Raw genomic sequence first — 20,087 nt, forward strand, 5'->3', positions numbered from 1 at the left:
CAAATACGAATATTCAGCTTGGCTCGAAAATCAATTTTTCTCGAGCGCCCACAAGTCGCTTTCAATGCTTTCGAACCTTTCTTTAAGGTGCGTCTGCACATCGAAAATCGCCCTGTTGTAATAGTGCGGAGCAATTTCGCGGGTAAACAGGTCAAGAATTTCCGCCGCTTCGAACGAGCCCAGGTCCAGCTCGAAACGCTCCTCCATGAACCGCTGGATCTTGCGGTTCGCCTCGCTCTCCTGCTCGGGCGTGAGGGTGAGGATCGGCGGTTTCTTGCGGGCCATTACCAGCGCCCGTCCCACGCTGCGAAGTTCTGCAACAGTTGCAGGCCATGGGTATGGCTCTTCTCGGGGTGGAACTGCACGGCGAAGCGCGAGCCATCGGCCAGGGCTGCGGCGAAATCGACGCCATAGTGACCGCTGCCCACCACCTGCCGCGCATTACCGGCGGCGATATAGTAGCTATGCACGAAGTAGAAGCGCGCCAGGTCCGGGATGTTGTGCCACAACGGGTGATCCACCGTCTGTTTCACTTCGTTCCAGCCCATGTGCGGGACTTTCAGGTGCTCGCCGTCTTCATGCAGGCCCTTGCCGAAAAACTTCACCTGGCCTGGAAACATGGAGATGCAATCGACGCCGTCGTTCTCTTCGCTGCGCTCGAGCAAGGCTTGCATGCCCACGCAGATGCCAAGGAACGGACGGTCCTGGCTGACTTCGTGCACCAGCTTGTCGAAGCCCAGGCGACGAATCTCGGCCATGCAATCGCGAATCGCACCGACGCCTGGAAACACCACCCGGTCAGCTTCGCGAATCACGTCGGCATCGCTGGTGATCAGCACCTTGCCGGCACCCACGTGCTCGAGGGCCTTGGCCACCGAGTGCAGGTTGCCCATGCCGTAGTCGATAACCGCGACCGTCTGCATTACAGGACGCCCTTGGTGGAAGGCATCTGGCCGGCCATGCGGTCATCGAGCTCCACAGCCATGCGCAGGGCGCGGCCGAAAGCCTTGAACACGGTTTCGATCTGGTGGTGGGTGTTGTGCCCGCGCAGGTTGTCGATGTGCAAGGTCACGTTGGCGTGGTTGACGAAGCCCTGGAAGAATTCCTGGAACAGGTCGACGTCGAAGCCGCCGACGGTGGCACGGGTGTACGGCACATGCATCTGCAGGCCCGGACGGCCAGAGAAGTCGATGACCACACGCGACAGCGCCTCATCGAGCGGCACGTAGGCATGGCCGTAGCGACGGATGCCCTTCTTGTCGCCGATGGCTTTGGTAAAGGCCTGGCCCAAGGTGATACCGACGTCTTCCACCGTGTGGTGGTCGTCGATATGCAGGTCGCCCTTGCTGACAATGTCCAGGTCGATCAGCCCGTGACGGGCGATCTGGTCCAGCATGTGCTCAAGAAAAGGCACGCCGATATCAAACCGGGCCTTTCCGGTGCCATCCAGGTTGATCGAGGCTTTGATCTGGGTTTCCAGAGTGTCGCGCTCGACAGACGCCTTACGTTCGGCCATCACCAGCTCCGCAAAATCATTGGGCGAAAAAGGCAGCCATTATAGGGGCGCGAGCGGCAAACAGAAACACGGGAGGTGATATCCCTGACGGGTTGTCTCCCGCGCTGTCGGCGATAGACATGTCCATACAAGTCTTTGCCATCACCCAAAACGACTGTGGGAGCGAACTTGCTCGCGATGGCGGTGGGTCAGCAGACAATGATGTCGACTGACACGCCCCCATCGCGAGCAGGCTCGCTCCCACAAGGGTTGCCCTGAGCCGATGACACAGGGCAACGGTCTTAGCGGAACAACACCGCTGTCTTCTGCAGGGTCACCCACACACCCCACGCCAACGGAATGCCCACCACCAGCCAGGCGGCGATCGCCAGGGGCTTGGTGCCCGGCGCGGCTTTCCATTCCAGCGAAGTGCTGCTGTCGGCGCCCTTGTCATGGCCCAGCGCCTGTTCGGCGGCCAGTTCGGCGTCGGTCATGAAGTACTTGTCGGCGACCGGGCGGACCAGCAGGTTGCACAGGAAGCCCAGCACCAGCAGGCCGGCGAGGATATACAAGGTGATGTCATAGGCCGCGGCACGTTCGACGCCGATGCTCAGCTGATATTCACGCAGGTAGTTCACCAGGACCGGACCCAGCACGCCTGCCGCCGCCCAGGCGGTCAACAGCCGACCGTGGATCGCGCCGACCATTTGCGTACCGAACAGGTCCGCCAGGTACGCCGGCACAGTGGCGAAACCGCCGCCGTACATCGACAGGATGATGCAGAACGCCGCCACGAACAGCGCCACGCTGCCCAGGTGACCCAGGTTCGGGATCAGCGCGTACAGGGCAAAGCCCAGGGCGAAGAACACGAAATAGGTGTTTTTGCGACCCAGGTAATCCGAGAAGGATGCCCAGAAGAACCGGCCGCCGATGTTGAACAAGCTCAACAGACCGGTGAAGCCGGCCGCGATGGCCGCGATCTGGCCCAGTTGCGTAGCGTCCAGTTGGCCAAACGGCAGGTCGTTGCCGAGCAACTTGCCACCGAACACTTCCTGCAACAGAGGCGAAGCCATGCCGAGGATGCCGATACCGGCGGATACATTCAGGCACAGCACCAGCCATACCAGACGGAACTGCGGGGTTTTCCAGGCCACGTTCACGTGAACGTGGCGATGGGTGATCATCGCGTTCGCGGCTTTCTTCGGTGCCGGGGTCCAGCCTTCAGGCTTCCAACCGGTTGGCGGGACGCGGTACGACAAGGCGCCACCGATCATGAACACAAAGTAGATCGCGGCCATGACCAGGAAGCTCTGCCATACGCCCACGCCGGTTGGCGAAGCGAAATGGCTCATCAGCGCGGCGGCCAGCGGAGCACCGACCATCGCACCGCCGCCAAAGCCCATGATCGCCATGCCAGTGGCCATGCCGCGCTTGTCCGGGAACCACTTGATCAGGGTCGACACTGGGGAGATATAGCCCAGACCCAGGCCGATACCGCCGATCACACCGGAACCGACCCACATCAGCCAGATCTGGTGGGTATAGATACCCAGCGCGGAAATCAGCAGGCCACCGCACCAGCACAAGGCCGATACAACGCCGGCCTTGCGTGGCCCGGCGTGTTCCAGCCAGCCGCCCCAGATGGCTGCCGAGCAACCCAGGAAGATGAAGAACAGGGTGTAGATCCAACCGAGCATCGAGATCGGCCAGTCACATTGGGACGAAAAGACTTGCGAGATGAAGCTCATATCCGGTGCACAGGCCACAGGCTTGGTGATACCCAAGGCTTTGGACAGTGGCAGCCAGAACACCGAGAAGCCGTAGGCCATGCCGATGCAGAGGTGAATAGCCAGTGCGGCCGGTGGAACCAACCACCGGTTGAAACCGGGCTTGGCGATGATGCGCTCTTTGGAGAGGAACGCTGGCTGGTCGGCGATGCCGCCAGCCGTGATGCTCGTGCTCATTGTGTATCCCCCAGTTATTGGAATGGTCCGTCAGCCACGCGTCACCCTCAGCCTTCATTGCACGCAGGCATGGCTGTATTTTCTGGTGAAGCTCCATAGTGTGCGACATCAAGTCGCAGAAGGACGGACGAACGGGCAAAGGTTACCATTTGCTCGCGGCAGAAAAACCAAAGTGATATCACCTTTTTCCTGCCATCTGTCTTATCGCACGCCCGCCGACTTTCTATAGGGGGCTAACGATTTATTTTTTCAGGAATTTCCATGCCCATCGTTGTCGAGCTCATTACAGACGCCAGCTGTCAGGACCAACAGGACCTGCAGAAAATCTACCGGGATGCCCCGGCCTGGCTGTTCGAACCGTTTAGCGATGCCACGCAACTGATCAAGCAATGCCTTGAGGAAGGCTCGCTGATCGCGGCACGCTTCAATGACCGACTGCTCGGCGCAGCACGCCTGCAACGGCACCAGAACGCCTGGCGCTTGTCCCACCTGTGCGTACGAAACGTTACCCGTCGCCGTGGCGTGGCTGAACGGCTGGTGAGCGAAGCTCGGCGAATGGCCGCACCAAGCGGTGCCGAGCTGCACTTGTTGGCCCCGGCCGGGCATCTGCAAACCCAGGCGCTGGCGGCCAAATTGAGATTGCCGCTGGACGAATGCTAGTTAAAGCCGAACACAAATCCCTGTGGCGAGGGAGCTTGCTCCCGCTGGGGGGCGCAGCCCCCCCCAAAAAACCCAACGCCTCGGTGTGTTCAGGCACACCGATTCGCCTGGTTTGGGGCTGCTTCGCAGCCCAGCGGGAGCAAGCTCCCTCGCCACAGGATCACACCTGCCGGCCTGACTGCGAGGGAGTGAGACACGATCACCCAACGCGCCACTAATTCGGGGCGTTATACTCCCGGCTAAATTTTGAACTCAACCTACAAGGATTCGCCCATGAAAGCGTTCGGCAAAATCCTGGGTCTGGTACTTCTCGGGCTGTTGCTGATCATTGTGGCCCTGGGCTTTGCCCTGACCCACCTGTTCGATCCCAACGACTACAAAGAAGAGATCCGCCAGATAGCCCGCGACAAGGCCCACATCGAGCTGACCCTCAATGGCGACATCGGCTGGAGCCTGTTTCCGTGGCTGGGCCTTGAGTTGCACGATGCCAGCGTCGCGACCTTGGCCAGTCCGACCCAGCCTTTCGCTGACCTGCAGATGCTCGGCCTTTCGGTCCGGGTAATACCGCTGCTGCGCCGGGAAGTACAAATGAGCGATGTGCGGGTCGAAGGCCTGAACCTGCGGCTCAATCGTGACAAGAACGGGCACGGCAACTGGGAAGACATCGGCAAGGTGCCGGCCTCTGCGTCGACGGCGAACGCGCCGGCCCCCGTGCCATCCCAACAACCGACCCCGCCCGTCAGTACCCCGGCAGAAAAACCTGCCCAGCCGACCCGACTGGATATCGATAGCCTGACCGTGAACAACGCCCGGGTCGAATACACCGACGAGCAGACCGGCAAGCTGTTCACGGCCGAGAGCATCCAACTGAGCACCGGCCCGGTTCACGATTCCACCAACATTCCAGTCACCCTGACCGCATTCCTGTCCAGCAACCAGCCGGCCGTACGCGTACGCACCGAAGTGACGGGGGAACTGCGCTTCGAACGTGCCTTGAAGCGCTACAAGTTCGAAGACCTGAAACTGTCCGGCGAAGCCACCGGCGATCCCTTGCAGGGCAAGACCCTGAACTTCGCCGTCCAAGGCCAACTGTTCCTGGACAAAGCCGCAAACGTCGCCGAGTGGACCGGCATCAAGCTGTCGCTCAATCAACTGCGCGCCCTGGGTGAACTGAAGGTCAACGACCTCGACAAGACCCCGCAATTGAATGGCGGCGTGTCCATCGCCCAGTTCGACTTGGCGAAGTTCGTCGAAAGCATCGGCCAGAAACTCCCAGCCATGGCCGAAGGCAGCCTGAGCAAGGTCGAGCTGTCCAGCCGCATTGCCGGTACGCCAACCAGTGTCGAGCTCAACGACATCAACCTGAAAGTGGACGACAGCAACTTCAGCGGTCGCATCGCCGTGGAGGACTTCGCCAAGCAGTCCCTGCGCGCGCAGCTCAAGGCCGACACGCTCAACGTCGACCGCTACCTGGCGCCAAAGTCCGCCGAAGCCGACAGTTCCAAGGCGGCCCGTGAGGCTGAAGTCAGCAACACCGAAGCCAGCGCCATGGCCGGTGCCGGCAGTACACCGCTGCCAAGCGCCCCGACCCAGGGCGCCTGGAGTAACGATCGACTGTTTCCAGTGGAACGCCTGAGCAAGCTGGACCTCGATGCTGACCTGGCCTTCGGGCAACTGACCCTCGATAAACTGCCAATCCAGAACGCTGCGCTCAAGGCCACCGGCCGAGGCGGCCTGCTGACCCTGGAGAACCTGCGAGGCGACCTGTACAGCGGCAACTTCGAAACCAAGGGCACCCTGGACGTGCGCCAGCCTACGCCGCAACTGAGCCTGCAAACGCGCATCAATCGGGTCCCTGCCGAGAAGATCATCGAAAGCCAAGGCAAGAATCCGCCGGTCAAAGGCCTCGTCACCGTCAACAGCGCGATCACCGCCAGCGGCAATAGCCAGAAAGCCCTGATCGACAGCCTCAACGGCACCGCCGGGTTCGTCATCAACGATGGCGTGCTGCTCAATGCCAACCTCGAACAGCAATTGTGCAAAGGCATCGCCACCCTCAATCGCAAGAGCCTCAGCGGCGAACCCCGGGGCAAGGACACGCCGTTCCAGCAACTCAACGGCAATCTCACCTTCAACAATGGCGTTGCCAACAACCCGGACCTGAAAGTCCGCATCCCCGGCATGACCGTCAACGGCAACGGCGACATCGACCTGCGTGTACTGGGCATGGATTATCGCGTCGGCGTCATCGTCGAAGGCGACAAGAGCGATATGCCCGACCCGGCCTGCCAGGTCAACGAACGCTACGTCGACGTCGAATGGCCATTGCGCTGCCGCGGCCCGCTGGAACTCGGCGCCAAGGCCTGTCGCCTGGACAACGACGGGCTGGGCAAGGTCGCGGCGAAACTGGCCGGCGACCGTCTCGGCGACAAGATCGATGAGAAGCTGGGCGACAAGGTCAGCCCCGAACTCAAAGATGCGCTCAAGGGGCTGTTCAAGCGATGAGAGCCGAGCAGTTTTCCACCGCCGTACTGGACTGGTTCGACCGCCACGGGCGCCACGATTTGCCCTGGCAGCAGGCCATCTCGCCCTATCGGGTATGGGTCTCGGAAATCATGCTGCAGCAGACCCAGGTCAGTACCGTGCTCAACTACTTCGACCGGTTCATGGCCTCGCTGCCTACCGTTCAAGCCCTGGCCGCCGCGCCGGAGGACGAAGTGCTGCACCTGTGGACCGGGCTGGGCTATTACACCCGTGCACGCAACTTGCAGAAAACCGCGAAAATCGTCGTCGAGCAGTACGACGGGGAATTCCCCCGGGACGTGGAAAAACTCACCGAGCTGCCGGGGATCGGCCTGTCCACCGCCGGCGCCATCGCCAGCATCAGCATGGGCCTGCGGGCACCGATCCTCGATGGCAATGTCAAGCGGGTACTGGCGCGCTTCACCGCCCAGGAAGGCTACCCAGGCGAACCCAAGGTGGCGAAACAGCTGTGGGCCACCGCCGAGCGCTTCACGCCGCAAGACCGGGTCAACGCCTACACCCAGGCGATGATGGACCTGGGCGCCACACTCTGTACCCGCAGCAAGCCCAGTTGCCTGCTCTGCCCGCTGAAGCAAGGCTGCGAGGCCCACATGCTGGGCCTGGAAACCCGCTACCCGATTCCCAAGCCTCGCAAGGAAGTGCCCAAGAAGCGTACCTTGATGCCGATGCTGGCGAACAACGAAGGCGCAATCCTGCTTTACCGTCGCCCTTCCACGGGGCTGTGGGGCGGTCTGTGGAGCCTGCCGGAACTCGACGACCTCGACGACCTGCAGCATCTGGCCCTGCAACACTCGCTGGAGTTGGGCAGCCAACAGGAAATGCCAAGCCTGGTGCACACCTTCAGCCACTTCCAGTTGGCGATCGAACCCTGGCTGGTCCGGGTCCGGGAAACCGGCCATCACGTGGCCGAGGCCGACTGGCTCTGGTATAACCTCGCCACCCCGCCGCGCCTGGGCCTTGCCGCCCCGGTCAAAACCTTGCTCGAACGCGCGGCCGCCGTAATGAACGCAGGAGAGTTGCAATGACCCGCACCATCATGTGCCGCAAGTACAAAGAAGAACTGGAAGGCCTGGAACGTGCACCGTTCCCGGGTGCCAAGGGCCAGGACATCTACGACCATGTCTCGGCCAAGGCCTGGGCCGACTGGCAGAAACACCAGACCCTGCTGATCAATGAAAAACGCCTGAACATGATGAACGCTGAAGATCGCAAATACCTTCAGGGCGAGATGGACAAGTACTTTTCCGGCGAAGATTACGCCAAGGCCGAAGGCTACGTACCGCCGTCCGAATAAGCTGTCCCGCGTGGGGGCGGATCGTAAGCGACGGTAATAATTAAATATTTTTTGAAAACGTGCTTGACGCCCCCCTGAAAAACCCGTTTAATGCGCCCCGTTGCCCAGATAGCTCAGTCGGTAGAGCAGGGGATTGAAAATCCCCGTGTCGGCGGTTCGATTCCGTCTCTGGGCACCAAATACCGAAAACCCCGATCAAGAAATTGATCGGGGTTTTTTATTGTCCGGGATTTTCTTTCTCCGCCTGATCGACTCGGCTACATTCGTCCACTCCCCTCCAGCAAGCGAGTCGACATGGACATCACCGGCATCCCCTTTGGCACCACCGATTGGTCAACCATCGAACCCACCGAGCACAAAGGCGTCACCGGAACCGCTTATTGGCGCACCCAACAGTTCGGGAGCATTCGCGTGCGGATGGTGGAATATACGCCGGGGTACCTAGCCGACCATTGGTGCACCAAAGGCCACATCCTGTTTTGCCTCAAGGGCGAACTCAATACTGAACTTGAAGATGGCCGGCAATTCTTGCTCAGGCCCGGCATGAGCTACCAAGTAGCAGACCAGGCCGAGCCTCATCGATCCTCCACTTCATCGGGAGCTACGCTCTTCATAGTGGATTGAGATTCGAAGCGTCGGCGTTGAAGCTGTAGGATAGATGGCCTTATCCATCAGGAATCCGGCCATGTCATCGGCGAACAAACAGCACAAGCGCAGCCAGCGCGCCAAGGCGAAAGCCAAGCAGAACCGCACCCGGCGTGCTGCTGCGCCGAACGATTTCCTCGACCCGAACGACGAGCGCATCGATCTGGAAACCGTGGACCTGACGGAGTTGTTCCAACTCATGAGTGCCGCCGAAAAGGTCAGCCAGAAAGCGATGTGCGAAGCGTTCCTGGCCCATCCACTGCTGGCGCTGGTTTTGGAACAGGAAGGCGAGGAAGAAGCGACCGACTTCATCATTACCGCATTGATCGAATACCGCCGTCTGACCACGGGCGTGGATGAACAGACCGCGCTGGACTGGGTGGAAAGCAAGCCATTCCAGGCCGATTATGTGGCCGCGTCCCAGGCGCTGGCCCAAGGCTCGATCTGACCGTCATCCCGCCAAGCGCTTTTGTGATGAAAGCGTCTGCGATGGACGACAACCCTCAGAGAAAGCTCCTACAAGCCAGGGTCAATCGACATAGGGCGGCGTCAAATCCGTCCTGCATGAATCAGCTTTTAATCCTCCAGGCCAATCAGCCCGGTCCTGCATCATCAAAACTTCCTCTGGAGCATGCTTTGGGTCCACCCCTTCTCAATGGCTGGACACATCGATGACTTCAATTTCACCTCAAGACGACCCGCAGCTCGCGCCACTGATCAGTGAACTCGGCCAATTGATCCAGCAGGCACGCCAGAAGGTCTTGCGCGCCATCGATACACTGCAGGTGCAAACGTGCTGGCAAATCGGGCGACATATCATTGAGTTCGAGCAAGGAGGCGCCGAACGAGCGGCTTATGGAAAACGTCTGCTGCCGTCGCTGGCGAAAGTGCTGACGGCGCGGTTTGGCAAGGGGTTTGATGAACGCAACCTGCGACACATGCGAGACTTTTATCAGAAGTTCCCGATTTGGAACGCAGTGCGTACCGAATTGAGCTGGACCCATTACCGCACGCTTTTGCGCGTAGAAAACGACAACGCCCGACATTGGTACATGAACGAAGTGGCCATCCAAAGCTGGTCCACCCGCGCCCTGGAACGCCAGATCGGCACCTTCTATTACGAACGCCTACTGGCCAGCCGCGACAGGCCGGCGGTGGAGCAGGAGGCCCTCGTCAATCTCAAGGAACTGAACCTCGGCCCCAGGGATATCGTCAGGGATCCGGTGGTCCTGGAGTTCCTCGGGCTGCCCAATGCCGGCACGCTCCTGGAAACAGAACTGGAACAGGCCCTGATTGACCAATTACAGGGATTCCTGCTTGAGTTGGGCAAGGGCTTCGCCTTCATCGCCCGCCAGCAACGCATCAGTACCGAAAGCAAAGACTTCTACCTCGACCTGGTCTTCTACAACTATCTGCTCAAGTGTTTTGTAATCGTCGACCTGAAACGTGGTGAGCTGAGCCATCAGGACATCGGGCAAATGGACATGTATGTGCGCCTCTACGACGACCTCAAGCGCGGCCCCGATGACAAACCCACCGTCGGCATCATTCTGTGCGCCCAGAAAGACGAATCGGTGGTGCGTTATTCCGTGCTGCAAGGTAACGAACAGCTATTCGCCAGCCAGTACCAGCTGGTACTGCCCACCGAGCAAGAGCTGAGCAGAGAACTGGATCGTGAACGCGCCCGACTTGAGGAAATGGCAACCGGGCCTGGCGTCTGAGGGGAAGACAGTCGCTATCAGGATGGCGTTGCAAATTGGCAGGGGCATCATCCAGGCCCATGGCGGTAAACTGCACGCCGAAAGCCAGCCAGGCCAGGGCAGCGAATTGCGCTTTAGCGTGCCGAAAATCGACTGAGCCGGGCACTGTCCCCTAACGAATTGGAAACCGAAGCCCAATGGCCTCACTGAACAAGCAGCAAAAACGCGCCAAGCGCGCCAAAGACAAAGCCAAGCAGATCCGCATGAGCGGGCGCAAATCGATCCCAATGTATGGCGACCCGGCCCACGCCACCGCCCAGCCACCGGTCTACGTGCTGGAACTGTTCGCCAAGCTGCGCGAAGCCGAGGCCATCAGCCGCAGTGAAATGCTCGATACGTTGCTCGCGTCCCTGAGCGTGATGATCATCGAACGCCCAGGTCTGCTCGACCTGAAAAACGCCGAAAACGAAAGCATGGCCGCCACCAACCTGGCGGCCGACATGCTGGTGGACTACCGCATGTGGGTCGATGACATGGACCGCGAGACGGCACAGCGCTGGCTCAGCACCCCGGAGTTCATCCAGGACTTCAGCGAGGCGCTGGACCGTTATCGCCAGTCGATGGAAGAACCAGCCAGCGAATAAACCGGCCGGTTATTCGTCACCGTTCCAATGGAACACCAGGTTGCGCGCGGCGCCGCTGCCGACGTCGGCGGTGTCGCGCCGCGCCTCGCCGTTGCGTGTCGCCACCACGGTGTACTTGCCCGGCGGCAACTGTACGTAAACCAGCGGTCCCGCCTCGTCCAGCGTCAGCAGCGCTTGCCCCGCCGCGTTCTGGACGACGACATGCACATCCGGGATGTATTTGTTTTCCGGGCCGACCGCGAACGTCATGTGCAGGTTGTAACCCTGGGCCTGTCCGATGGACCGGGCTTCATCCTCGCCAATGCCACCGGACAAGTAGGTGATGCCGTTCTGTTGCTGCGGCTGGGCCTGCACGCCGGCACTGTCTATCGGGGCCAGGCTGGTGGCGTTGAGCATGATCGGGAACAACAGCATGCCGAGCAGAAGGAAGGGCAGCAAAAAGTAATGGTTATGCTTCATGGCGAGGACTCCAGGTACTGGAAACAGCTCATGAGTTCTCTTTTGATTGTGGTTACACGCCAAGGTTTAGATCTATTGGCGATGAACGGAATCAGAAAACCATTCATCGCAACGCTATATATCCGGCTGACATATCCCCGCATGGTTCTATGCTTAGTTTGAATTTCCAAGAGGGGCTGCACATCGAACAAACCACCCTTTTCATGAGCAATTGCAGCCCGGCCGTCCTGGCTACGTTGCGATGCCAAACGATGTAAAGCGTGTAGACGTGATTGCCATAGGAAGAGCACGCGTCATCACACCAGTTGGCGAAGCGTGGGATAGCGGGTTCGATGGAGACTCCGTGACAGCAGATTTTATGGCAGAGCGTGAACAGCCTGCCGATCAGGAGCGCGAGCCTGCCTGGGTTCTGTGCCCGGCTTGAAGTTTTTGATTATGAAGGCGCAGCGCATACCTGAATGATCCGAGCCGAGCTGGCAAAAATTGGCAAGCCGATCGGTCCCTATGACCAAATGATCGCAGGCCATGCCCGTTCTCGCGGGCTGATCGTAGTGACCAACAATCTAAGGGAGTTTGAAAGAGTCCCGGGCCTGCGCATCGCGGACTGGACCACAGCGACGACGCCAGGGTTGTAACTTCGGGGGCTTGAAGTTAAAAACCACTCCATTGAGACTCCTGTGGAGGTAGCTCGCGATGCGGCCATCACCCCCTCATCTTTGTTGGCTCCTCTACCGCCATCGCGAGCAAGCTCGCTTCCACAGATTTCATGACTCTTTTTTCAACAAAATAACGGAACCACGCCCACGGCCTCCGCCAACAAGCAACAAAAACGCGCCAAGCGTGCAAAAACAAAAGCCAAGCAACTACGCGTCAGTCGTACAAAGCCTGCTGCCGTGGCGTTTGATCTTCCTGAGTACGACGATCCGTACTTCCTGGATGCCCTGCAAGACGAACTCGCAGAACGCCCAAGAGACTTCTTGTCACTGTTTTATGAGATGCATGACGCCGAAGAAGAGTCGGGGCGCATTGACATGATGATCAGGATGCTCGGATTAATCCTTGCGATGACGAATGAACAGCCCGAACTTCTGAATCGTGAAAATGCCGAAAACGAAGCCACGGCCGTCCAAAACCTGGTCGAAAATAGCCTGATCACTTATCGAATGTGGGCTGACGATATCGATCGGGAAGCAGCGGAGCGTTGGCTTCACAGCCCTGAAGTACAGGCGGATTTCGAAATTGCACGAGCCAGCTTCAAAGAGGTTCTCAAAGTACTGTGGGATCTCGAGGACGCTCCCGAGTAACCCAACAGACTTTTGATCGCGGCAACGCTCATCCGATTAACCCTTCCAACCCCCGCCCAAAGCTGGCACCATCGCGCCTTTTTTTACGCGAATCCCCGGACTTTTCACCGGTAAACCAGGTTCAAACGGCCGTTCGGTTGTTGAAGGCGCGACAGTCTGCTGTGCCGATGCGACAACCTGCCGCACATCATTGGTTTACCCCCCGTAGCGCTGTTGGCTGCCATTCGGACGCATGCTAGCTTGGCCGCCTCGCCAAGGAAGGCAGCCAACAGCAAGGGAGCACATACCATGAGGACCGCACATGGCCCAGGCCACGCCCGCGCTTGAAATCCGCAACCTGCACAAACGCTACGGACAGTTGGAGGTGCTCAAAGGCGTCTCGCTGACCGCCCGCGACGGCGATGTGATCTCGATCCTCGGATCCTCCGGGTCCGGCAAATCCACATTCCTGCGCTGCATCAACCTGCTGGAAAACCCCAACCAGGGCCAGATCCTGGTGGCCGGCGAAGAGCTCAAGCTCAAGGCCGCGAAAAACGGTGAACTGGTCGCCGCCGACGGCAAACAGATCAACCGCCTGCGCAGCGAGATCGGTTTTGTCTTCCAGAACTTCAACCTTTGGCCGCACATGAGCGTGCTCGATAACATCATCGAAGCGCCGCGCCGGGTGCTTGGCCAAAGCAAGGCCGAAGCCGTCGAAGTGGCCGAAGCCCTGCTGGCCAAGGTCGGTATCGCCGACAAGCGTCACGCCTACCCGGCCGAACTGTCTGGCGGCCAGCAACAACGCGCGGCCATTGCTCGCACACTGGCGATGCAGCCCAAGGTGATTCTGTTCGACGAACCCACCTCCGCCCTTGACCCGGAAATGGTCCAGGAAGTACTTAGTGTGATCCGCGCCCTGGCCGAAGAAGGACGCACCATGCTGCTGGTCACCCATGAAATGGGCTTCGCCCGCCAGGTTTCCAGCGAAGTCGTGTTCCTTCATCAAGGCTTGGTCGAGGAGCAAGGATCGCCACAGCAGGTCTTCGAGAACCCGCTTTCGGCGCGCTGCAAACAATTCATGTCCAGCAACCGCTAACGGAGCAGTACACATGCAGAGCTACAAGAAATTCCTCCTGGCCGCAGCGGCCGGCCTGGTCTTCTCGGCCAGCGCCATGGCGGCCGAAAAAATGAAGATGGGCATCGAAGCGGCCTATCCGCCATTCAACAACAAGGACGCCAGCGGCCAGGTCGTGGGGTTCGATAAAGACATCGGCGACGCCCTGTGCGCCAAGATGAAAGTCGAGTGTGAAGTCGTCACTTCCAACTGGGACGGCATCATTCCCGCCCTGATGGCCAAGAAGTTCGACTTCCTGATTTCTTCGCTGTCGGTCAACGACGAGCGCAAGCAAGCCGTGGACTTCACCGATCCGTACTACTCCAACAAACTGCAATTCATCGCACCGAAAAACGTCGATTTCAAAGTCGATAAAGAGTCTCTCAAGGGCAAGGTCATCGGGGCCCAGCGCTCTACCCTCGCCGGCACCTGGCTGGAAGACGAACTGGGCAGCGACATCACCGCCAAGCTCTACGACACCCAGGAAAACGCCTACCTGGACCTGACCTCCGGCCGCGTCGACGCGATCCTGGCCGACAAATACGTGAACTACGACTGGCTGAAAACCGAAGCTGGCCGTGCTTACGAATTCAAGGGGGATCCGGTAGTGGAAGGTGACAAGATCGCCATTGCGGTGCGCAAGGGTAACGACGAACTGCGCAACAAGCTGAACGCCGCACTCAAGGAAATCCTTGCCGACGGTACCTATAAAAAGATCAACGACAAGTACTTCCCGTTCAGTATCTATTGATACTGACGTGCCTGGCCGGCGCAGCCGTCTGGCAGCGCCGGCCCTTAGCAAAGCCTGCCGCGATATGAATTCTTACCCATGATGATCGATCTCTACGGATTCGGCCCGGCGCTTGCCGCCGGCGCGCTGATGACCGTCAAATTGGCACTCACGGCCCTCTGCCTGGGGCTGGTGCTCGGCCTGCTCGGCGCCTTGGCCAAGACCTCGCCGTACAAGCCGCTGCAGTGGCTGGGCGGCACCTATTCGACGCTGGTTCGCGGCATCCCGGAATTGCTCTGGGTGCTGCTGATCTATTTCGGCACCGTCAACCTGCTGCGTGCCCTGGGTGAGTATTTCGGCAACCCCGATCTCACCCTCGATGCCTTCGCCGCTGGTGTCATTGCCCTGGGCCTGTGCTTTGGCGCCTACGCCACGGAAGTGTTTCGCGGTGCGATCCTGGCGATTCCCAAGGGCCACCGTGAGGCCGGCGTCGCCCTGGGCCTGTCGAAGTGGCGGATCTTCACTCGGTTGATCATGCCGCAGATGTGGCGCATCGCCCTGCCCGGCCTGGGCAACCTGTTCATGATCCTGATGAAGGACACCGCGCTGGTCTCGGTGATCGGCCTGGAAGAAATCATGCGCCATGCGGAAATCGGCGTGACCGTGTCCAAGCAACCGTTCACCTTCTATATGGTCGCAGCATTCATGTACCTGGGCCTGACGGTGCTCGCCATGATCGGCATGCACCTGCTGGAACGACGCGCCGCCCGTGGATTTACCAGGAGTACCCAATGAACTGGGACGTCATCATCAAGTGGCTGCCCAAGCTGGCCCAAGGCGCGACACTGACCCTGGAGCTGGTGGCCATCGCCGTGATCGCCGGGCTGCTGCTGGCGATTCCACTGGGCATCGCGCGCTCTTCGCGCCTGTGGCAAGTGCGGGCATTGCCCTATGCCTACATCTTCTTTTTCCGTGGCACGCCGCTGTTGGTCCAGCTGTTTTTGGTCTACTACGGCCTGGCGCAATTCGAAGCCGTGCGCAGCAGTGCAATGTGGCCGTACCTGCGGGACCCGTTCTGGTGCGCCACGGCCACCATGACCCTGCACACCGCTGCCTACATCGCCGAGATCCTGCGCGGTGCGATCCAGGCCATCCCCCGTGGCGAGATCGAAGCCGCACGGGCCCTGGGCATGTCGCGGCCCAAGGCGTTGTTCTACATCATGCTTCCCCGTGCCGCGCGCATCGGCCTGCCGGCCTACAGCAACGAAGTGATCCTGATGCTCAAGGCCAGTGCCCTGGCGAGTACCGTGACCTTGCTGGAACTCACCGGCATGGCCCGCACCATCATTGCCCGGACCTACTTGCCGGTGGAGATTTTCTTTGCAGCCGGCATGTTCTACCTGCTGATGTCCTACCTACTGGTGCAAGGCTTCAAGCAGCTGGAGCGCTGGTTGCGCGTCGATGCCTGCCAAGGACGCTGACTGCGGCGTGCTGACGGGCGAGGCTCTGCTCGCCCGCTTCACGGCGCTGGATACTTTTCTCACGGCGCACCAGGCACTGTGGAAACCGCGTCCGTTCACCCATCTGCAACTGCCTTGGGAAACGTCCCACCCGGAATTGTCCCGATGGCTACGCCAGCGCTCGCTGGAAGCTGCGGAAAACGACCATCATCAGCCGTGGTTGATGGAAGATGCGCCTGCGCCATTCCCGGAATTGGCCGCTATCTCCCGAGCATTGAGCGCTGTCGCAGAATTGCCGGCCAGCACGCTCGAAGCGCCAAGCCATCTCCTCAACGTCGACGTGCCCGGGCGCAAATGGCAGCAGATCGAAGCCTTCGCCAGCCGCCTGCACTTCACCACCCAACCGACCCATTGGCTCGATTGGTGCGCCGGCAAAGGCCACCTCGGTCGACGTCTGCTGCAGGGTGAGCAACAACTGACTTGCCTGGAGTATGACCCCGCACTGGTCGCCAGCGGCCAACAACTGAGCCTGCGCCATCACCTGCACGCCACGCACCTGCAACAAGACGTACTGGCGGCTGACGCAATCCAGGCGCTCCATTCCGGACACACGCCTGTGGCCCTGCACGCCTGCGGCGACTTGCATGTGCGCTTGATACACCTGGCCAGCGCCGCTGGCTGTGCACAACTGGCGATCGCGCCCTGCTGTTACAACCGCATCAGCAGCGAGCGTTATCAAGCACTGTCCGACGCGGCCAAGGGCTCAGCCCTACAGCTGTCGCTAGACGATCTCAGCCTGCCGCTGACCGAAACCGTCACCGCTGGCGCGCGCGTCAGAAGACAACGGGACCAATCCATGGCCCGGCGCCTGGGCTTCGACCTGCTGCAACGGCACATCAGGGGGTGCGACGACTACTTGTCCACCCCCTCACTGCCCAGCGCCTGGCTGGAAAAATCCTTCGCCCAGTACTGCACCGATCTGGCGATCCTGAAAGACTTATCCACAGTTGGTACGCCTGATTGGGTCGCCCTGGAAGCAGCGGGCCATCAACGTCTGGCCGAGGTGCGCAACCTGGAGTTGCTGCGAGGCCTTTTCCGCCGACCGCTAGAGCTTTGGCTGGTACTGGACCGGGCGCTTTTCCTCACTCAAAAAGGCTACGACGTTCGCCTCGGCACCTTCTGCGAAACCCCGCTGACGCCGCGCAACCTGCTGTTGCTGGCAGAGCGTTGCCGAGACGAAACAGCCTGTGGATAACTCTGTTGATGAAATAAACTCGGATCCAAGAAATCCGTGATTTCCTGAGCGAATCAGCATTGGTCATTTTTTGTTCATATGGATAAAAAACCATGAAAACAGGCATTTGCGACGAAACGCGAAGGCGGTCACAAAATCGCAAGATGCGCTGCGTCTCATCCTGCCCGTTGTGCATAAGCGTCTAAGCAAAACGACATAACCGCCGAATTCAGTGCTGCTCCGCGCCAACAATTGCGTCCACCGCGCCCGTGCTATACAACAGCCAAACGTATCGTGATTGACACAACGCCGACACACTCAAGGACTGGCCGTGACGTTCATTTCCTACGCACAAAACTTCGAAGACATACGCCTGTGGCGCGCCCTCAAATCGGTGGAAAACGGCTTTTACCTCGACGTCGGCGCCAACCATCCGACAGATGATTCAGTCACCCGAGCGTTTTACGACCGCGGCTGGCGCGGCATCAACATCGAACCCGTACCGGCCTACTACGACGCCCTCTGCCAACAACGCCCCCACGACATCAACCTGCAATGCGTGGCCGGCGACAACGCCGAAAGCCTGACCTTCTACACCATCGCCAACACCGGCCTGTCCACGGTAGAAGCCAGCGTCGCCCAACAACACCGCGACGCCGGCATGGACGTGGGCACCCAGACCGTCCAGTCCCGCACCCTGGCCTCCATCTGCGAGCAATACGCCCAGGATCGTCCTATCCACTTCCTGAAAATAGACGTCGAAGGCCACGAAGAAACCGTGCTGCGTGGCATGGACTTCGGCCGCTGGCGCCCCTGGATCATCCTCATCGAAACCCCATGGGCCCGCGACCAGACCTGGGAAACCCTGGTGACCGACGCCGGCTACCAGTCCATCCTGTTCGACGGCATCAACACCTACTACCTCGCCGAAGAACACCTGGCCCTCAAACCCGCCTTCGACATCCCCCCGTGCAACCTCGACGGCTTCCAACTCTGCAAAGGCCACAAATTCAGCCACCCCATCGACGACACCGACCAACAACTCAGCGCCGCCCTGCAACGCGCCGAACAGGCCGAAGCCCAACTCCACGCCATGCAAAACAGCCGCACCTGGCGCGCCCTGAACAAACTGCGCAACCTGCTGCACCGCGCTTGAGTATGGGCAGTGCAAAAATAGTCAGAATTCAGGGGTTTACAGAACGCACCCAATCGCTATAATCGTCGCCCACACGCCGGTATAGCTCAGTTGGTAGAGCAACTGACTTGTAATCAGTAGGTCCCGGGTTCGACTCCTGGTGCCGGCACCATACAAAACAAAGCCCTCGCAGAAATGCGAGGGCTTTGTTGTTTCTGGGGTATTGATGTTCCTACCCCCCGCCTCCGTCGACCAACTCGTAGTCCCCCGCTTCGCTACTCCTCAAAGCATCGATTCTCTCCCAAGGCTCACAATCCGATCTTTATGCTAAATTATGAATTGGCAATAATTATGGCTTATCCATAAAAAGGGATAATTGCATGAGCAGCATATTTCAACGCCCTGAACTGGCTGAATCGATGGCAAATCAGCTGCTCCATCCAGGCGTGCTCGATGAAGGCCTACGCTCAGGTCTATTCCTGTCTGGCTTACGCCGTACAGGCAAAACGACTTTTCTGAGAAATGACCTCATCCCAGCCCTGGAAGAGGCTGGGGCTCTGGTCATCTACGTTGATCTATGGAGCGACACCTTGGCCAACCCGGCCACGCTCGTGCATAACGCCATACATAAAACGCTGAAAGATCTGCAAACGCCGGGCTCCTCTGCCTTGGAAATACTCAAGCGCGTCAGTAATGTCGAGGCAGGCGCCGCAGGGTTCAAATTCGGCTTCAAACTCGACAACATCGGTAACCCCGACGGCCCGACACTGGCGCAAGCACTGACAGAAGTCGTCGACCAAGCCAAGACCGACTTGGTCTTGATCATTGACGAAGTGCAGCACGCCATTTCCTCCGACGATGGCAATCAAATGCTCTTGGCCCTCAAGGCCGCACGCGATGCCATCAACCCTCGCCCGAATACACCGGGTTACTTCCTGTTTATCGGAACCGGCTCCCACAGGGCGCAAGTCAGCGAACTGACCGCCAAACGCAACCAGGCGTTTTCCGGCGCCACATCAGCCGCCTACCCGCTGCTCAAAGGTGACTACGTAGAGTTCCTGCTCAACCGACTTGCCATGACCGTGAAAAAAGAAAAGCTGCCGTCCGTGGAGACAGCCATCGAGGCGTTCAATACCTTGGGCAACCGACCCGAGGAGATGCTCAAGGCTCTACGCCAACTCTTGCAGCAGGACGGGGACCCCGACCTCTTTCTTCCCGTAATCGCCAGCACTCTACGTTCGGCTGCAGCGAACATCGAGCTGGAAAAAGTCGAGCAACTGGGCAGCCTGGCCCTGGCGATTTTCAACAAAATCGCATCTACAGAAGGCGATGCTCGAGGGATTTTTTCCATCGACGCAGCGGCAGAGTATTCAAAGTCAGTAGGGCGAGAGGTGCGGGTTGAAGAGATTCAACCGGTGGTAATCGCGCTAGTAGCGGAGAACATCATCATGCGGCGCGGGCATGGGATTTACGCGATTACGGATCAGTTTGTTCAGGAGATTTGGCTGGAGCAGCGGGTTTTGATTGAGGGGAGTTAGGGACTGGTTGATCATCGAGTGGCACTAGCCGCATAGGCGTCCGTCCGCAAACGTAGCACTCCTGCACATAGGCACCTCACTTTCGATTTGGAAAATAAATACGTCCCCTTTTTCCTTTCCTTTTTCCTTCCTTTCCTTCCTGATATAGCCTCTGTCGCCGTTCCGGTTCAAATGGATAGAAATGGGGA

The 20,087-nt window shown here is 59.4% G+C and carries 22 protein-coding genes, 2 tRNA genes and 1 pseudogene; 20 read left to right on the top strand and 5 right to left on the bottom strand.

The features are described 5' to 3' along the window. Window positions 1-30: 30 nt before the first annotated feature. From BM300_RS12580 to BM300_RS12595, 4 genes are all read right to left on the bottom strand, one after another. Window positions 31-285 carry a DUF2164 domain-containing protein gene (locus tag BM300_RS12580; RefSeq protein WP_003186749.1) on the bottom strand — a complete coding sequence of 85 codons (255 nt, stop codon included), beginning with the start codon at window positions 283-285 and terminating at the stop codon, window positions 31-33. After that, window positions 285-923 carry an imidazole glycerol phosphate synthase subunit HisH gene (hisH, locus tag BM300_RS12585; protein WP_018606318.1) on the bottom strand — a complete coding sequence of 213 codons (639 nt, stop codon included), beginning with the start codon at window positions 921-923 and terminating at the stop codon, window positions 285-287. Before hisH ends, BM300_RS12580 begins: the two co-directional genes overlap by 1 nt. After that, window positions 923-1,516: an imidazoleglycerol-phosphate dehydratase HisB gene (gene hisB / locus BM300_RS12590; protein WP_003186751.1), complete on the bottom strand. Its 594-nt coding sequence runs from the start codon at window positions 1,514-1,516 to the stop codon at window positions 923-925. The genes hisH and hisB overlap by 1 nt, the downstream gene beginning before the upstream one ends. A 281-nt stretch (window positions 1,517-1,797) precedes the next feature. Then, window positions 1,798-3,459 (bottom strand): OFA family MFS transporter, encoded by a 1,662-nt coding sequence (locus BM300_RS12595; protein ID WP_092146486.1) that lies wholly within the window; start codon window positions 3,457-3,459, stop codon window positions 1,798-1,800. Between the two features lie 261 nt (window positions 3,460-3,720). On the opposite strand from BM300_RS12595, the gene panM reads away from it, so the two are divergent. From panM to BM300_RS12640, 9 genes are all read left to right on the top strand, one after another. Beyond that, entirely contained in the window at window positions 3,721-4,119 is a 399-nt protein-coding gene (gene panM, locus BM300_RS12600) for an aspartate 1-decarboxylase autocleavage activator PanM (RefSeq protein WP_092146488.1), read from the top strand. Window positions 4,120-4,392: 273 nt separating this feature from the next. After that, window positions 4,393-6,624 carry an AsmA family protein gene (locus tag BM300_RS12605; RefSeq protein ID WP_092463020.1) on the top strand — a complete coding sequence of 744 codons (2,232 nt, stop codon included), beginning with the start codon at window positions 4,393-4,395 and terminating at the stop codon, window positions 6,622-6,624. Beyond that, window positions 6,621-7,688 carry an A/G-specific adenine glycosylase gene (gene mutY, locus BM300_RS12610; protein ID WP_092146490.1) on the top strand — a complete coding sequence of 356 codons (1,068 nt, stop codon included), beginning with the start codon at window positions 6,621-6,623 and terminating at the stop codon, window positions 7,686-7,688. Before BM300_RS12605 ends, mutY begins: the two co-directional genes overlap by 4 nt. Next, window positions 7,685-7,957, top strand: a complete 273-nt coding sequence (locus tag BM300_RS12615) for an oxidative damage protection protein (protein ID WP_003196814.1) — start codon at window positions 7,685-7,687, stop codon at window positions 7,955-7,957. Before mutY ends, BM300_RS12615 begins: the two co-directional genes overlap by 4 nt. Window positions 7,958-8,059: 102 nt before the next feature. Next, window positions 8,060-8,135: transfer RNA gene (locus BM300_RS12620), tRNA-Phe, on the top strand. A gap of 116 nt (window positions 8,136-8,251) precedes the next feature. Further along, complete coding sequence (locus tag BM300_RS12625) at window positions 8,252-8,581, top strand: DHCW motif cupin fold protein (RefSeq protein ID WP_063323371.1); 330 nt, start codon at window positions 8,252-8,254, stop codon at window positions 8,579-8,581. Between the two features lie 61 nt (window positions 8,582-8,642). Continuing rightward, window positions 8,643-9,050: a hypothetical protein gene (locus BM300_RS12630; RefSeq protein ID WP_063323372.1), complete on the top strand. Its 408-nt coding sequence runs from the start codon at window positions 8,643-8,645 to the stop codon at window positions 9,048-9,050. Between the two features lie 223 nt (window positions 9,051-9,273). Next, window positions 9,274-10,323, top strand: coding sequence for a PDDEXK nuclease domain-containing protein (locus BM300_RS12635; protein ID WP_092463022.1), 1,050 nt, complete (start codon window positions 9,274-9,276; stop codon window positions 10,321-10,323). Between the two features lie 176 nt (window positions 10,324-10,499). After that, a complete protein-coding gene (locus tag BM300_RS12640; protein WP_092146494.1) occupies window positions 10,500-10,946 on the top strand; it encodes a hypothetical protein in 447 nt (148 codons plus the stop codon). A 9-nt stretch (window positions 10,947-10,955) separates the two neighbouring features. Here the strand turns inward: BM300_RS12640 and BM300_RS12645 are convergent, their stop codons facing one another. Then, the gene (locus BM300_RS12645) at window positions 10,956-11,405 is read right to left on the bottom strand and encodes a peptidase associated/transthyretin-like domain-containing protein (RefSeq protein WP_092463024.1); all 450 of its coding nucleotides are present in this window, start codon (window positions 11,403-11,405) and stop codon (window positions 10,956-10,958) included. Between the two features lie 241 nt (window positions 11,406-11,646). Between BM300_RS12645 and vapB the strand changes: the two genes are divergently transcribed. The 11 genes and pseudogenes from vapB (at window position 11,647) to BM300_RS12700 (ending at window position 19,899) form a co-directional block, all read left to right on the top strand. Next, a complete protein-coding gene (gene vapB, locus BM300_RS12650; protein WP_371914661.1) occupies window positions 11,647-11,829 on the top strand; it encodes a type II toxin-antitoxin system VapB family antitoxin in 183 nt (60 codons plus the stop codon). Next, window positions 11,798-12,040: pseudogene (locus tag BM300_RS12655) on the top strand (PIN domain-containing protein); the annotation flags it as partial. The gene vapB and the pseudogene BM300_RS12655, both read left to right, overlap by 32 nt. Before the next feature lie 258 nt (window positions 12,041-12,298). Beyond that, window positions 12,299-12,709: a hypothetical protein gene (locus BM300_RS12660; RefSeq protein ID WP_177344947.1), complete on the top strand. Its 411-nt coding sequence runs from the start codon at window positions 12,299-12,301 to the stop codon at window positions 12,707-12,709. A gap of 301 nt (window positions 12,710-13,010) precedes the next feature. Continuing rightward, complete coding sequence (locus tag BM300_RS12665; RefSeq protein ID WP_014336086.1) at window positions 13,011-13,784, top strand: ABC transporter ATP-binding protein; 774 nt, start codon at window positions 13,011-13,013, stop codon at window positions 13,782-13,784. Window positions 13,785-13,797: 13 nt separating this feature from the next. Next, window positions 13,798-14,553, top strand: a complete 756-nt coding sequence (locus tag BM300_RS12670; protein WP_072342838.1) for an ABC transporter substrate-binding protein — start codon at window positions 13,798-13,800, stop codon at window positions 14,551-14,553. Between the two features lie 78 nt (window positions 14,554-14,631). Further along, on the top strand, window positions 14,632-15,327 hold the full coding sequence (locus BM300_RS12675) for an ABC transporter permease (protein WP_063323379.1): 696 nt from the start codon (window positions 14,632-14,634) through the stop codon (window positions 15,325-15,327). Next, on the top strand, window positions 15,324-16,013 hold the full coding sequence (locus BM300_RS12680; protein ID WP_092146498.1) for an ABC transporter permease: 690 nt from the start codon (window positions 15,324-15,326) through the stop codon (window positions 16,011-16,013). Before BM300_RS12675 ends, BM300_RS12680 begins: the two co-directional genes overlap by 4 nt. After that, a complete protein-coding gene (locus tag BM300_RS12685) occupies window positions 15,994-17,247 on the top strand; it encodes a methyltransferase (protein ID WP_092463027.1) in 1,254 nt (417 codons plus the stop codon). The genes BM300_RS12680 and BM300_RS12685 overlap by 20 nt, the downstream gene beginning before the upstream one ends. A gap of 310 nt (window positions 17,248-17,557) precedes the next feature. Beyond that, window positions 17,558-18,382, top strand: a complete 825-nt coding sequence (locus BM300_RS12690; RefSeq protein ID WP_092463029.1) for an FkbM family methyltransferase — start codon at window positions 17,558-17,560, stop codon at window positions 18,380-18,382. Between the two features lie 75 nt (window positions 18,383-18,457). Then, window positions 18,458-18,533 (top strand) — tRNA-Thr (locus tag BM300_RS12695). Window positions 18,534-18,741: 208 nt separating this feature from the next. Continuing rightward, the gene (locus BM300_RS12700) at window positions 18,742-19,899 is read left to right on the top strand and encodes an AAA family ATPase (RefSeq protein ID WP_092463030.1); all 1,158 of its coding nucleotides are present in this window, start codon (window positions 18,742-18,744) and stop codon (window positions 19,897-19,899) included. Window positions 19,900-20,087 lie beyond the last annotated feature (188 nt).

It is taken from the genome of Pseudomonas sp. NFACC46-3, assembly GCF_900114515.1.
GTDB lineage: Bacteria > Pseudomonadota > Gammaproteobacteria > Pseudomonadales > Pseudomonadaceae > Aquipseudomonas > Aquipseudomonas fluorescens_Q.